Origin of the sequence: Paraburkholderia phymatum (assembly GCF_038900715.1) — a bacterium.
Taxonomy (GTDB): Bacteria; Pseudomonadota; Gammaproteobacteria; order Burkholderiales; family Burkholderiaceae; genus Paraburkholderia; species Paraburkholderia phymatum_A.
The window spans coordinates 98667-112785 of sequence record NZ_JAYMRZ010000030.1; the positions used below are offsets into that span (position 1 = coordinate 98667).

A 14119-nucleotide genomic window follows, 5' to 3' on the forward strand; every position below is an offset into this window, starting at 1 on the left:
CTAGTGCCCATGGCGGTTGAGTGAATGACAATACCATTCATTTTGGATATCAAAGTGAATGAACTGCAGCTCGAAGCGACTGGCTTCACGCCGCCTGAAACGGCACACTGAAAAGTTGCAGCGCAGCGCCGTCGTTTTGCTGGATGCCATTGTGCCCGGCTGCATCGAGGCCAGGCAGTGCGGCGTGCCGCGTGTCGACTGTCCTGTATTGAGCATACCGGCCGCCGATAACGGAACATGTTCTAAGGAGACTCCGATGAACGCATCGACTGCATCCCGGCCGGCCAGGTCTATTGCCCTCAGGCGAGCCGGAAACGGTGCAACTGGCCCCGCCTCTCTTTCGCTCGCGCAGTGGACGATGACTGCGATGGTCCACGAGATCGGCTGCCTCGATGAGGTCGCGTGCGGGTTCATCTATCGCTGGATCTCACCGCCTTCCACCGACAACTGGTCTGAGAGCGTCGCCCTCCGCCACCCCTGCATGCGGCGACGACCCGGCAGATGTCACGCCTCCATCGTGCAGTCGATCTGGTTTGATGTGCTCGCCGGATGCCGCAATGACCCACAACTTCAACCAGGGCACAACTGGCAAGGTCGGTCCGCCCATGTGGCTGATTGCAGCCGCACTCGATCCATCCCCGCGGCACCTCCGGCGGCAGACCAGCAGTCAACATTGCAACGCTTTGCAAACACCTCATCACCAGGCAAGCGCGCGCTTGTCATTACCGTTGCACCGCAGTCAGGCAAGAGCGTCATGAGCGCGTACGTCCTTCACCCGATGCGAGCAACAATCTACCCGGTCCATGATCCATATGTCAGCAACGGAAAAGCGAGAAACGATGAAGCAGCACACGCACACGATGGCAGCAGATCAGAGTGCAGGATATGAGCCGTGACGCAAACGTATGCGTTGCCACGAGTTTCTCGACACGATGAATGCAATTGTGCCGTGGGCCGCGGTTCCCAAGCCATAGTTCGGCGATCGAGATCCCGTATTTATGGACGTTCGAAACGTCTCGGCATTGCATTGCCTCCATTCCCCATGTCGACGATTACACAACAAACTTGAGAGTGGCAAAGAGAGAACGAGAAAAGCGGTCTAGTCAGGTGTACAAGCCAATGAGTCTATCCCTATAGGCTACAGCTTCGTCGCTCGACACGGCCTGAAAAACAAGTTTTCCGTCATAGAAGACGTTGCGGTCCTCGACAGTCAGCATGGGCAGAACATCACGAGGCATTCTTGAGTGAGGGATTTGAAGATGAAGCATTGCGGTCGGATTTTTTGTTTTATTCGACATGTCTGTAACGCCATTCACTTTTTTATGGTAATTGACAGCTACTGGGACGATCGAACGCAGACCTTCACAACACTTCTTCCCGTAGCCCCATTCCGCATGGTCATCCTATAGCGTAATGAGTAACTGTCTTATCAGTCAAGCCTGTCTTATCAGCCAAACCGTGTGGATAGACTCATTCCACGTGGCTCTCCTGCTTTTGCGATGGCGCCGAGGATGGTCAGCAGCTTTTGTGCGGGCAACCAGAACAACCTTCTTCGGCTTGGTGGAGACGATACCTGCGGCCCCAAACGCGACATCAGGGGGGTGGCGTTTGCCACACCAATTCCGACAGCGACTGATTCCCTCGATCCCATTTTTGCGAATGCGAATCCGAATTCAAGCAACTGTCCGCGCTTATCGAAGAACGGTAGCAGCGGCGACGCATTGAATGCTCACTAACGGGCTCTCAGGAACTCGAACGGCAAGGTCGGCACCTCCACAAGCAGCAAGAACATGACTGTGACGACGTACAAGTGCTCGACGAGATACCGCACCAGCAGGCCGAACGCCGCAAGCAACTGCCTGCTCTATGTCGAGACGGGCGTGAGCGCGAGCTATCTGAAGAATTTCACGGACTCGTCGTCCGCGCCTTCGGCGGCACGCTACAACTGCTTCAACACGACGTCAGGGGGAGCGTCGTATTCGGCCCCCAGCCGTTCGATGCTGTCGTCGCTCGCGGGCGGCTCCGGTTCATCGGCGACCGCGCCTGCCGCCGTGTTCTGGTGGGACGATGGCGGTGGCGTGGGCCCGAAGAGCAAAACTACGGTCCGTCCAACCACTGCTCGCAGATGCCATCGAATAGTCCTGGCTACGGCGAGGACAGCCTGTACAAGAGCATGATCGTTGCTGGCCCACGCAACTTACACCGGAACGTCTGCGTGCACGCCAGCAGACCCGCGCGTTGTCAAAACCGGACTTCTAGGTTGCGGCGGCCCGGGTGGCGCACGCCATCTCGCCTCTGCCTGGACGCGCGCACGGCCACATGCCGTTCAATGCGCTCGCGCCCGTGTCGTCGTGCCGTTTGTTCCTTCAAAAGTCTTCGCGCTTCCCGCCGTCTCCATGCGAGCGGGCGCGCGACCCGGTCGCGCATGCGTCGCCTGAAATGCTCCAGAACTTCCAGGGGAAGCCGCGCAGGAAACAAGAGCGTGGCGCTCCCTTTGCTGATGCTCGCGATTTTCTGGTGGTTAGTCGATGAAACGAAGTACCGTACTTTCATTCGAATGCCTTTGCGGGTGACGACGACGCGGGCGACACGTTCTTCGCCGCCTGTTGTTGACGAAAGATTCGCGATGCGCAGGCGGCACAGTTCACATCCCTGCCGCTGCGTTTCCTTCCTCGCGATTGCAGGTTCGCACGTGATCTGGCAGACGCAAGCAGACGGGACCGGCGATGGGACGTCGCCCGACAACACGGCCGCTTACGCAATCTGTTCCGCACAGCGTCGGGGCGAACCGGGAGGCACATCGTGGAGGGCTGATGCGGATCTCCACGATGCGACCCTTCGGCGGCCCATCGGAAAGTCATCTCGTTGTCCGCGATCGCGACAAGAAGGGCGCCGAGAGAATTCAACTGTGTGCGAGTTTGCCTCCCTGTGACAAGAACATCGTGCTGGAAGATCCGGTCGCGCCAGATCGGGTTTGTCGCTCCCTGCGCAGCGAGACCATTCGCGTGCTCGAAGCAACCCTGGACCATTCCGATGGTGATGATGGCAAGCCGATCGCCGGAAAGAATGAGAAGACGATGCGCAACCGGCTGCGTGCTATGCTTGCTCCTGCGGGAAGTAGCGGCGAACTTAGCTCGCGGTCCATTCGCTTTTCCTACCCTCTATCACTTTGCGACTTCTTGCTCAAAACAGGCGCAAGCCCCGGGCAAGTGCAAGCTCGGGCTTTTGCGTGTTGTGGTCACGGCCGGCGCGCCCACGTGGCGCTCGACACGTACCTGTGCGAGATTTGCGGCAAGTACCGGACGACTACACGCGGATGAGGTACAGCCAGTATCTGACGGAACATCAGGAATCCCACGCCTCGCGGTCTGGTCACTCATTCTGTAAAGCGTGAACGTGCCGCGTCCCGCAGTCCTGGACTTGCGGACGCGGCTGCACCGATCACGCGAAGAAAACCCTTTCCGCGCAGTTTGTCGCGGTCGCACAAGGAAGATGAAAACCCTCGGCTCCCGCCGACCCGACATGCGGACATCCCTACGCCAGTCGAGCAGGTTGACCTGCGACGCGTTTTTATCAGCCGGGTCGTCAGCGTCGGCAACGCATAGACCATAGACGTCGTCGATCGCCCGCAATGCTGTCCGAACGCCAGATGAACATCTGCGGACACAAACCGCATCTCCCGTGCGCGACTACTCCGGTTAGGTCCCGCCGGACGCACCGGGAGTTCGGAGTCCAGCAGTCCTGCGTTCACTCACAGGCGAGATGTGGATCGCACCACAAGCGACCGGGACGCCCCCATCCCGCAGTCCCGGCCCGAGTTCCTGGCTGCGACGGCAAGCGAACGGTCAGCACCGTGTGACGATATGGCGCCATTGAATGGTCGTCCGACCTACGGTAGAGAAATGCTTTCCGCCGCCCGGTGCTGTCTCGCCACGTTAACCGCGAAGTGCCGTACGAACATCTTCCGCTGTGATTGTGGCTCCGCCGCCTTCGCGGCACCGGCGCAGCATCGCCTCATCGATGATCCGCTCCAATATCGCGCCAATTTCTGAAACTGGCACGTCGCGCATTGCAAACACGGCATAGTGCATCACGTAACGCGATATACGAAGTTCCCCTGCCATCAGGCGAAGCTCGACGCGTATATAAGATGCGACAGCGTCGGGGTCCGGCACCGCAAGCGGAGGCTGGTCCGCGCGTCGGGTGTCACGCGCCCGCGCATCCGAAAGTGCGCTGCTGTTCATTGCGCTGACCGATATAAGTTCCCCTGCGCTGGTCTGAGCTCCCGCATCATCCGCACTTGTCACGAACGCGGTCTCACGGTCGCAACTGCCCTGAAGTCCCCGCTCTGTAGCGGCGGCGGCATCTATGATCGAATGTCGCGATCCAGCGGGCGCCAGAAGCGCATCGTGCCGGTTCAAAGCATCATCGCCCCTGGCGCGTCCGTACATTCGGTCAAGCCTTGATCGAATGTAGGAGGTAGATGAGCATGATCGAGACATGAAAACTTCCAGCGCGATTGCCGTAGACAGAGCGAGCATGGATATGACAGAAAACCCGTCAAATGGCAGAAACGTATGTGCCACGGCAAAGACTAACGTCGACCGGCCGAACCAGCGGAACATCGCCCACCGACGAAAAGCAGAACGGAACAGGAGCGCTATCGCTACACCCGTCCACAGAGAGACACTCCGTTCAGTCGATGTAAAAATATGCCCCGATGCGACGTCGGACCAGACTCCCGTCAACCAGTAGATAAACAACGCAATTCCGGCCATTTGAGAACCTATGACGTCAATACGCAGAAGACGTTTGAATAATCCCGATACTTTCGATTGCACGAAATTCTCCTTAGTTAAGCTTACAAAACGGATCACGATAAAATCGTCCGCAACGACAGTGTCGAGGAGAGATGCGCCGACGCAAGTGGAGGCACGAAAGGCATGACGCCCGTCATATCGCCACCACAGGCAATGTCGTCCAGGCACGGAGCCCGGAAACCTAGAGAACGACAATTATCTTGGCCGGGCGGCCATCGTAATTGACAATCTACAGGAAACCGAAACAAGTCCACACACACTGGCGGCCGGCAGCCAGAAATGGTTGGGCGAGCCTGCTACGCAAGTGGGCAGGCCTGAAGTCCAGCTATCTTTATTTCGCGGGGAGGTCTGACAGGTGCCGGCTAAAAGGAGAGGCGACAAGCGGACACAACAGGAAGCAATATGTCGAACGCGCGGCACGTGCCGATTGCATTTCGATCCGCCATACTTCTAATATGTAAATGCTAGCCTGGCACCCTGGTACATTCAGCGCAGGAAATGAACGCATACGCTCGAGCGCGCGCCGTTGCGGTTCGCAGTGGTGCTCAATGCATATGTTGAGGAGCGGGGATTACCTTAGACGGTGCCGATCATATCGGGACGGGGCCTTCCGCCGCCAGGAGGCCACTTGATCGGTCCGCCGGGCCCTCTCCACGCGCGGACCAGCGGCGCCAGGCGGATCTCACCGGATACGCGAGCGTTGCCGATATCGATCCTCGGACTTCTGGGTAACCCTCAGGGCGACAATCGAAACGATCGCCATGACACCTGCGACGGCCGTAAGCTTTCCTTCAGACCACTGCCCAAACCAGTCGTCGAAGAAAGACGCTATCCCCATGTCTCGCCAGAACATTGCCACGGTCATGGCGAGCGTGGCGAGCGCAAGCACGACGAGCGCGACGGCACGCAGGAAGCGCATGATGACTGTGAAGTCGTCGTCTTCATTCAGGGGTGGCATTAACGTGCTCCTTGCACGGTTTTCAGGAAGTTGATTTAAGATCCCTCTTGCGTCGTAAACGGTTTTCACAAGCGTCGACCCAATACCTCCCGCTAGTGAACAAAGTCTTGAGCAGCGAATACGCTAGCGGCTGCCAGCTCAACGTCCGCGGCGCGAATCTCATTAACACGCTCGCGTAAGGCGCGAACGGCGGCCATATCAACGATTTTTTGCAGAACCGCGTCGGCGTCCGCGATTGATCTGCCCACGAGAAGCTGTTGTAGACGCAAGCGCGTTCCAGGCATGATCACGTAAGTACTCCCCGCCAGCTTCTTGAGATGCGCACAGGCGTACCGAACCATGTCCTGCGAGCTCGGTACGTCGAACATGATTGTTTCCTCGAATCGCCCACCCCTTAAGGCCGCTGGATCAATCTGGTCTAAGTGATTTGTAGTGCATATGTATATGATGTCGCGCGTCCGGCCCGCCGCGCCGTCTATTGTCGCGAGAATCCTGTTCGTCAGCGAGGCGACGTTCGAGTGTCGCCGGGTGCGAAGAATATCCTCGCCTTCGTCAATCAACACAACAGTCGGCCTTAGCTCGCGTGCCTCGCGCACTAGCGATTCCCAGGTTTCCGGTCGGGCGATGATCTGACCACCGGTGGTCGAAAGGAATGCATAGCCGCTCTCTTTGGCAAGCGACATCGCAGCGGCTGTCTTCCCGGTTCCGGGAGGCCCGGCAAACAGCAGCCCGGTTGGAATACGTCCGCCAATCTTTTCGAGATCAACCGCATTCTTCATCCTGAATGCGAGGTTGCGTAATATGTCTCGTGACAACTCCGGCATGATGATCTCGTCGGTTGACTTCACGTTTTCCGGCAGTTTGCCCTTCCGGCCTTGCAGCATGCGCATGGCTGCCATGGCGGCCTCGGACGTAACATTGCCTGAGGACAATAACCCGTTGTCACGCATCTCTCCGAGCTGCCTGCCAAGTGCGTCCAGTCGGCTTGCACTAAATCCTTCCCAACGTTGCGCAAGATTCGCCAGCGTGTCTGGGTCAATGCAATCCTGCCCCAACGCCCTGCAAAGGCTATTGTGAAGAAGAGCCTTTCTCGCCTCAAGATCAGGCGATGGCACCTCAATCTTGTAGTCAAATCGGCCATCGCGAATCGATGCCTGATCAAGGACACTGTCGTTGAAATTGGTTGCTGCCACGAGCACTACGGGTGTGCCGCGCAATGCTACGATTTCAGTCAGCATTACGTTGGTCATATCATGATCCATCGAGTGCGTGCGTTCAGAGCCCCTGCTTTTAACCAGAGAATCGAATTCATCGATAAATAGCAGGCACGGTGACATACGTCGCGCTGTATCAAACACCGCCTTGATTCGGGCGGGTGTCTCGTTTACCCAGCGAGATGCCACATCACCATAGGCAACTTTAATAAATGGTATTCTTAGTTCCCCGCTTAAAGCTTCGGCAAACATTGTCTTTCCGTTTCCCGGCTCCCCGAATAACAATATTCCATTGCGCGGATTTTCCTGTGATTGGAGATGTATCTTCTGATCGCTAGACGAGATGATTTCGCGCGCGGAAAAAATGAGGCGCTTTTTGATATCAGTCATACCGACAATATCGCTAAAGCTGTACCTCGCCCGCTGTATCAGATGTTCATATCCGTACTCGGATCGCACAGCCTGTGAAGAATCACTCGACTGCTGAACGCTAGTCTGTGCAGGACGCAACTGCTCGTGAGCAGCGAGCTTCACCCGTCGCTTTCGCTCGAATATAAGGAGCGGCAATCCCGCGCAGCAGATGAACACGCCGTATACGCCATACACATTTGCGGCTAGCAGCAGCCGTAGCGTCCCGATGCCCACTACGGCGAGAGCAGCCCACCTCCAGCCCCGGCGCCCGGCGCTCAGGAAGACAATTGCCCCTGCGGCGACGACCGTCCATCCGAAAAACCTGAACCCGTTCTCGCCCACCAGATTGTATGGCCCGGATATGGAAGCAAACAGCAACGCCCCCCAGATAACCGGCAATCCCAAGCAGATCGTTTCGACGAAAGCAAACATGAGCACAAACATGATATCTCCTCTGTAGTTAGGCATCCAAATCCGCGTTATGCATACCGCGCATGGATCCGCAGGTCGATTGTCGAGGGATATCTCACCGACGCAAATCACCGTCGGCGCGAGCAGAAGAGTTAAAAGGACGTGGACAAGTCCGGAATATCCGTAAGAGGTCGTTGGCGACGATCTGCGTTGCGAAGAGCAAGTGGATTTGCCGGATCTTCGAAGGGACACAAAGACCAGATACAAAATGCTCCGGCGTCTTCGCAATGTACGTGACGCGTATCAATCCGCGTTATCAGCTGAGAGCTCGGGCACGAGCTTAAGGCGGTGTATCCATAGACGCGCTCCATTCGATCGGCGATCCGCTACGACGAAAATGCCTCCGAAATGCAGATATCACCAGCATCTGTAGATGAGCGATGGGCGTTCTCCCGGGGAGCACTGGCAGCCTGGGCGTTACCGGCGCTATTGGAGCAAGGGACGGATCGGAAGAAAGCCGCTGTGGTCGACCGATTTGGATGTGCGGCACGGTGAAGGCTATCTGGGGTGGTGCACCGGGGAAAGGAATGTGTGACGTCGGCCGGGTCACACCCTATTCGGTCTGGGCCTTGACTTCTATCTGATGTACACCGATTCTTCGCCTCCACTAGCCGCTGGGGTCCGATTCAAGTACTAGGTCTCCCCCGCAGGTTACTTCAGCCCCTCGCGGGAATGTTCCGATCCGTTCTTCTTCCCCGCGACCATATGAGCGGCTGACCACAACCCGCAACAAGGAATCACCGCGCTCCATCATCTGGCGGCGCCGCAGATTCGGATGTGTACTCGCCCGAGACGTACGGCAACTTGCATAATTCGCATGATGCTACGTCACGGATCTGTACCGTCTATCTCGTACTCGAACCATGTTCAGATTTAATCGTCTCGACCAAAAAGCCCTTCGTTCTTGGTCACCGACCCGCTGATCGCGATTTCATTTGCCGCAGAACGGGTTGCCTCCCAACGCCCATTTCCTCCATGCAAACTCGAACGTAATCACGCAGGTTTTTCTGTATATTACGCGCTTCCAATCGTCAATTTCCTTTCAAAATCAATACGAAAATCTGCAAAAACTGTCTCACAGTGAGACAAAACTGTTCCTCAACGAATCTTCGCGGTCGGACGATGGAGAGCCGCATTCTCTTGCCTTCCTTTCTGCATTGAAAGCTTCTCCGCACCGTTACCGTCATCGTTACGACCTTCGAACTCAGGCCCTCTCCTGCCAGTAATTGTCGTGCTCGGGTCGCCTTTCAATCGTGGCGTGTCTTTCCGGAGCGTCTTCGTAGATGCACTGCGCGCCCCCCCAACAAACAGCGCATCGTCGAAAATCGCCGTCCTTCCCCTCGTGCCATCGCGAGTGATTCCAGAAACGCGGCCAGGCTCCGCGAGTCGCCATGATCCGCGGGTTCGCAGGAAGAGTTCGAAACAACTTACCAGCCCTTCCCGTCCTATGCGCGACGATCATACGAAGTCTGCGCGACCCAGACTGTCACTTCGACCCATCTTGTCCACGGCTTCACGACGCCGACTTGTCACGGCTCATTAGCGGTGAATTTGATCAAAAACTCGATCCCCATCGCTCCTGTGGCACCAGGTTCCTCAGTCGTCAAACAGCGCCTCCACGAGACGTCATTGGACTCGCCAGTATTCTACGTCGGGACTGGATTGGTCGATGAGATCGAAAGCGCGCCGAAATAGCGTGTTTTTCGAATCCCGATTTATCGGTTTGGGACGTATTATCAGTCCATGAAAACGAATCAGGCATTGGATAGTTTTCAAATTGGACATCACCTCCAATGGACAACCACACCACGGGATCTAACTCATGCTTCCTTCTGCCTCGAAAATGGATGAAACCTCTAACCCCTTGTCACTCAGGGAGCCACGAGTTTTCCTCCAGACTTTGCGTGATACACAAACAGCGCTGACTCAAGCCGTGGCGACTCTGACAGAGATCTGCGCCACCCTGGAAAGTCTGGTCAGCGAGTACGGTGGTCGCATTCATGAACCAACAAATGCTTGCACGTCGATCCAGAATGAGTTGGATCTGGATGCGAGGTTTTCCAAGCTATCCGGGGAGCTTCTTTTTGCCACTGATATGGCCATGGAGGATATTCTGTTCAATCAGTCCACGCTTGAGCGCAAGCTGAATAAATACGAAACCCAGCTAGCGCAATTACAGCGAGATCTTCTCGGAAGAAATATCGATGTTTCTGTTAGTGGCCATTGGTCTGCAGCAGTTACCGATCCGTTCCGACTACTCATACTGTCGGTCGAGAGACGCTATGGCCAAATCAAGGAAAAATTGTCATCCTGGTTTTCGTTCGATCGCCACTACCTTGCGTGGATTGTTTTTCTTATTCTTATTTGCGAGATTCTATCCGTTGCTCTTATTCGAAGTATCTAGAGAATGAAAGGGACTTCCCCGTCCCGAGGCTGCGGCGGAAGCCGCGAGTCGGCATCAATGTGCCAGGATGACGTTGCGAACGTTCATCGACACCAGCGAGAGGGGAAGTCCATGGCTATTGTCACTATCGGAATCGATCTTGCCAAGAATGTATTTGCCGTTCACGGTGTGGACGAGACCGGTAAGGCGATGCTGATGAAGCCGCGTGTTCCGCGCGATCAGCTGGCGGCGTTGATCGCACAGTTGCCTGCGTGCCTCATTGGCATGGAAGCATGCTCCGGCGCTCATCACTGGGCCCGGATGTTCCAGCAGCACGGTCATACGGTCAAGCTCATGGCGCCCAATCTTGTCGCGCCTTATCGCATGTCGGGCAAGCGCGGCAAGAACGACGCGGCGGATGCTGCTGCAATCTGCGAAGCGGTGACGCGCCCGAGCATGCGTTTTGTGCCGCTGAAGGACGAACATCAGCAGGCAACGCTTTGCCTGCATCGGACACGACAAGGTTTCGTCGAAGAGAGGACAGCGACCTACAACCGATTGCGAGGCCTGCTCTCGGAGTTCGGCGTGGTGCTGCCACAGAGCCCGGAGAAGTTGCGCAGGTACATCACGGAACATCTGGACGCATTGCCTGGCTGGGCAAAGCGCAGTATCAGCGATCTGCTTGAGCATGCGGGCCATATCGAGGATCGCCTGCTCGAATACGACCGTGCGATCGCTGATATCGCGCGTGAGGACGCGCGTAGCAAGAGGCTGATGCAGTTGCGCGGCATCGGCCCAACCACGGCAAGTGCGCTGCTCGCCAGTATCGGTGCCGGGCACGACTTCAGAAACGGCCGACAGGTGGCAGCGTGGATCGGACTTACGCCCGGTCAATATAGCAGCGGCGGTAAGGCGCGGCTGGGTAGCATTACGAAGGCAGGTGACGCCTATCTGCGCGGCTTGCTGGTCAACGGTGCGCGCGCTGTCATTGCCAATCTCGGAGAGAAACAGGATCGCTTCAGCCGATGGGTTCGAACCCTAGTCGAGCGCCGGGGCTACTGGCGGGCGGCCATTGCGATAGCCGCAAAGAACGCGAGATTGGCGTGGGCCTCGCTGAAATACGGAGATGATTTCAAGCTCGAACCAGAGGCAGACTAACTTCGATGCGGGGCCTGTCAATCAACCTGCAACCGGACACGAGCGCAGACATCATGAGCACATAGGAACGATCACTTTGCACTGCCAGCGGTGATGTGAAGCGGGTTGGACCCGCGCGGGGCGTACCTGACTAACACGGCGGGGATATCCATTCCCGGCTAGAGAATGAGGCCTCTGCGCGCGTCTTTCATCAGGGTCCGGGCCATTGGTCCAACATGACCGGTTGTAGAACCGCAGTCCTTCACCTTCTCACACGCACCAGCCCGGCATTGCAGCATGTATCAACAGCGAACCTCGATTGAGCTTGTGCTCAACGGGGAAGCCCTTGTAGCGTGTTAGGAACTTCGAAGTAGCGGCACTGCGTGAACAAGCATAAGCATGGCGAAGACGACAAAGTGCAGCCCAGAAAGAGTTTCAGGCAAGCGCTCATAGTCTCGCGTGAGACGTCGGAAGCGGTTAAGCCATCCGAAGCTGCGCTCGACCACCCATCGCCGCGGTAATAGCACAAAGCCTTTTTTCGCATCATCGAGCTTGACTACATGGAGATCGATGCCGTGATCGCGCGCTGCCTGTGCAGGATCTTCACCCGTGTAACCCTGATCGGCAAAGGCCACTTTGACAGTTTCTCCTGTGGCCTGTTGCACCTGACGCGCAAGCTCTGCCACCTGCGCGCGCTCCTGCTCGTTAGCCGGAGTCACGTGTACAGCGAGCAACTGACCCAGCGTGTCGACCGCCATGTGCACCTTGCTGCCACGCTTGCGCTTGTAGCCGTCATAGCCTGCACGCGGGCCGCTTTCACACGTCGATTGCAACGTACGGCCGTCAAGAATCACTGCACTGGGCTGTCCCTGCCGCCCTTGCGCCACGCGTATGATCGATCGCAGATCACTGACCATGCACTCGAAACACCCTGCAGCCAGCCATCGCTGCGTCTGCTGGTACACGAGTTCCCACGGCGGAAAGTTGTGAGGCATCAGTCGCCACGGGGCCCCCGCCCGAGCCATCCAGCGCAATGCATTGAACATCTCGCGCAACTCATACTTGCGCTGCGGCGCACGCTCATCCATCAGCACCAGATATGGAGCTACGAAGCTCCATTCTTCGTCTGACACGTCCGACGGATAAGGTTTGCGTTTCTCTCTTGTCATCCCGCCAGGGTACCAGGTTTGAGAGAAAGTTCCTAACACCTTCTAGCCCTTCACCCGGACAATTGCTGACCGGCTACGCCTAATCTGCGTCCCGGACATTCCCTCTGTCGCGGTAATGCCCGTAGCAGCATTTTCCGCATTCCATCATTCCAAATTCGCTGGAACTATTTTACATAGGATAACGAAATTGAATCAATATACACCGACCGCTGCCACGCGGATGTTTAAAAGTTTTTTTGGACCCTTTTTGGGCGTGAGTACTGCCGTGATCCGGGACCCGGATCTTGATCGGTTCATGGATGCAGCACTTATTGCAAGGAGCATCCTTAAACGACACCCAAATGCCGACACGTGTTATGCGCTGGAAATGCAACTCGGATTGATGGTCAACCTGTTTATGGATGCGCCGTTGCTTTCGACAAAACCGCTCCATCAGGTACAGACAATACTGGATGCTGCTGAAATCACTGGTTTCGCATTGTCCGTTGCTGCCGGCAACGGCAGAGTTAGCGCCCTGAACTAGACTGGTTGTTCGTCGAACTACCTCGTCGCATTACATCTATGTTAATGATGCTCGGACGAGGTAGCGCGATATGGCCTTCATGTCCTGTCTCTGACTAGTTTTCTCCCAGATACTCAGGAAAGCGGGTGTACGTGGTCAAACACCGAGCCTGTCTTGATTCTGGCTCAATATCAGTCGCAGACATCCAGTGCGCGCCACGTTCAAGTTGTCCAATAATGTCCCAGCGTTCGTTCTCCATCGCGACCCACTGCGCCTCTCGAACACCGGCAGTAACGGGGTAAAGGCGCCATTGAGTAGGCCATTGACTATCGCCCTCCAATCGGAACCGCAATTGACCATCAATGAGTATGTCGAAGGCATTCTCACCATCGGTGACCGCATGTACGCGATCAGCGTAGCGGAAACGAGCGCCAGTGAACGCGCGCGTCGGACAGGGTGGCACTGACATGTAAAGTATCCCGAAGGTCGTTGCAACCTGTCCAGCTTCTCATTCGTGATCTGCAATGCAAGTCAGGAGCATCGAGTGCGCATCGATCCGTTGTCAGGCGCGAATGTTTCTACGAGACCAAACATCAGAAGGCGTGGCAGTTTTGATTGCTGGCGGCTTAGTTACAGTACCCCCACGCATCTCTCAACTTTCTAGATTTGGTTTGCCCTTGACTCTCTGCCGCCGCTGATATTTGTCAGCCAGCCAACTATGCTGGCTTCGCTTTGCGATGGACGTCTAAGCTTCGGCGCGGGTCACAGCACGCGAGTCACAGCATTCATATTGGCAGATCCGGACGAACCGGCAGCGCTGGGCAAAACCCTTCCGGTATGCCGGCCTGCCGTCGACCACGCGGGCTGTGTCGATCACTGATCTTGCGATTTCTGTGCAAAACTCGAGTTCGTCCGTCACCGAATAATTAGTCGGCCCTGAACAATTCGCTTAGTCGGCCACTCAACTCATGCTGTTGGCACGGCGGCGACGATATGGTTTAGCAAGGCGATGAGGACGAGGGCGTAAAAAAGCTTCAGCTTCCTGAGGATCATC

The 14119-nt window shown here is 56.4% G+C and carries 11 protein-coding genes; 5 read left to right on the forward strand and 6 right to left on the reverse strand.

Features of this window, described 5'->3' with window-relative positions; translation table 11 throughout:
• Positions 1 to 414, reverse strand: a complete 414-nt coding sequence (locus tag VSR68_RS37000) for a hypothetical protein (RefSeq protein WP_342944483.1) — start codon at positions 412 to 414, stop codon at positions 1 to 3.
• 1376 nt (positions 415 to 1790) lie between these two features.
• Here VSR68_RS37000 and VSR68_RS37005 point away from each other — a divergent pair.
• Together VSR68_RS37005 and VSR68_RS37010 are read left to right on the forward strand one after the other, a co-directional pair.
• Positions 1791 to 2177 carry a hypothetical protein gene (locus tag VSR68_RS37005; RefSeq protein WP_342944484.1) on the forward strand — a complete coding sequence of 129 codons (387 nt, stop codon included), beginning with the start codon at positions 1791 to 1793 and terminating at the stop codon, positions 2175 to 2177.
• A gap of 636 nt (positions 2178 to 2813) precedes the next feature.
• Positions 2814 to 3320: a hypothetical protein gene (locus tag VSR68_RS37010; protein ID WP_342944485.1), complete on the forward strand. Its 507-nt coding sequence runs from the start codon at positions 2814 to 2816 to the stop codon at positions 3318 to 3320.
• A 615-nt stretch (positions 3321 to 3935) separates the two neighbouring features.
• On the opposite strand, the gene VSR68_RS37015 is transcribed toward VSR68_RS37010, so the two are convergent.
• From VSR68_RS37015 to VSR68_RS37025, 3 genes are all read right to left on the reverse strand, one after another.
• Entirely contained in the window at positions 3936 to 4841 is a 906-nt protein-coding gene (locus VSR68_RS37015) for a hypothetical protein (protein ID WP_342944486.1), read from the reverse strand.
• Between the two features lie 661 nt (positions 4842 to 5502).
• The gene (locus VSR68_RS37020) at positions 5503 to 5778 is read right to left on the reverse strand and encodes a hypothetical protein (RefSeq protein ID WP_342944487.1); all 276 of its coding nucleotides are present in this window, start codon (positions 5776 to 5778) and stop codon (positions 5503 to 5505) included.
• A 92-nt stretch (positions 5779 to 5870) separates the two neighbouring features.
• The gene (locus VSR68_RS37025) at positions 5871 to 7847 is read right to left on the reverse strand and encodes an AAA family ATPase (protein ID WP_342944488.1); all 1977 of its coding nucleotides are present in this window, start codon (positions 7845 to 7847) and stop codon (positions 5871 to 5873) included.
• A gap of 1849 nt (positions 7848 to 9696) precedes the next feature.
• On the opposite strand from VSR68_RS37025, the gene VSR68_RS37030 reads away from it, so the two are divergent.
• Positions 9697 to 10278, forward strand: a complete 582-nt coding sequence (locus VSR68_RS37030; RefSeq protein ID WP_342944489.1) for a hypothetical protein — start codon at positions 9697 to 9699, stop codon at positions 10276 to 10278.
• A gap of 111 nt (positions 10279 to 10389) precedes the next feature.
• On the forward strand, positions 10390 to 11415 hold the full coding sequence (locus VSR68_RS37035; protein ID WP_342944490.1) for an IS110 family transposase: 1026 nt from the start codon (positions 10390 to 10392) through the stop codon (positions 11413 to 11415).
• 335 nt (positions 11416 to 11750) lie between these two features.
• On the opposite strand, the gene VSR68_RS37040 is transcribed toward VSR68_RS37035, so the two are convergent.
• The gene (locus tag VSR68_RS37040) at positions 11751 to 12563 is read right to left on the reverse strand and encodes an IS5 family transposase (RefSeq protein ID WP_342944491.1); all 813 of its coding nucleotides are present in this window, start codon (positions 12561 to 12563) and stop codon (positions 11751 to 11753) included.
• A gap of 187 nt (positions 12564 to 12750) precedes the next feature.
• Here VSR68_RS37040 and VSR68_RS37045 point away from each other — a divergent pair, with 187 nt between their 5' ends.
• On the forward strand, positions 12751 to 13086 hold the full coding sequence (locus VSR68_RS37045) for a hypothetical protein (protein ID WP_342944492.1): 336 nt from the start codon (positions 12751 to 12753) through the stop codon (positions 13084 to 13086).
• Between the two features lie 94 nt (positions 13087 to 13180).
• Here the strand turns inward: VSR68_RS37045 and VSR68_RS37050 are convergent, their stop codons facing one another.
• Positions 13181 to 13534, reverse strand: coding sequence for a hypothetical protein (locus VSR68_RS37050; protein WP_342944493.1), 354 nt, complete (start codon positions 13532 to 13534; stop codon positions 13181 to 13183).
• Between the last annotated feature and the right edge of the window lie 585 nt (positions 13535 to 14119).

Bases quoted from the DNA above. Each gene is read 5' to 3' on its own strand.
- VSR68_RS37020 (WP_342944487.1), bottom strand. From the start codon at position 5,778: ATGCCACCCCTGAATGAAGACGACGACTTCACAGTCATCATGCGCTTC.
- VSR68_RS37000 (WP_342944483.1), bottom strand. From the start codon at position 414: ATGAACCCGCACGCGACCTCATCGAGGCAGCCGATCTCGTGGACCATC.
- VSR68_RS37010 (WP_342944485.1), top strand. From the start codon at position 2,814: ATGCGGATCTCCACGATGCGACCCTTCGGCGGCCCATCGGAAAGTCAT.
- VSR68_RS37030 (WP_342944489.1), top strand. From the start codon at position 9,697: ATGCTTCCTTCTGCCTCGAAAATGGATGAAACCTCTAACCCCTTGTCA.
- VSR68_RS37040 (WP_342944491.1), bottom strand. From the start codon at position 12,563: ATGACAAGAGAGAAACGCAAACCTTATCCGTCGGACGTGTCAGACGAA.
- VSR68_RS37025 (WP_342944488.1), bottom strand. From the start codon at position 7,847: ATGTTTGTGCTCATGTTTGCTTTCGTCGAAACGATCTGCTTGGGATTG.
- VSR68_RS37005 (WP_342944484.1), top strand. From the start codon at position 1,791: ATGACTGTGACGACGTACAAGTGCTCGACGAGATACCGCACCAGCAGG.
- VSR68_RS37035 (WP_342944490.1), top strand. From the start codon at position 10,390: ATGGCTATTGTCACTATCGGAATCGATCTTGCCAAGAATGTATTTGCC.
- VSR68_RS37050 (WP_342944493.1), bottom strand. From the start codon at position 13,534: ATGTCAGTGCCACCCTGTCCGACGCGCGCGTTCACTGGCGCTCGTTTC.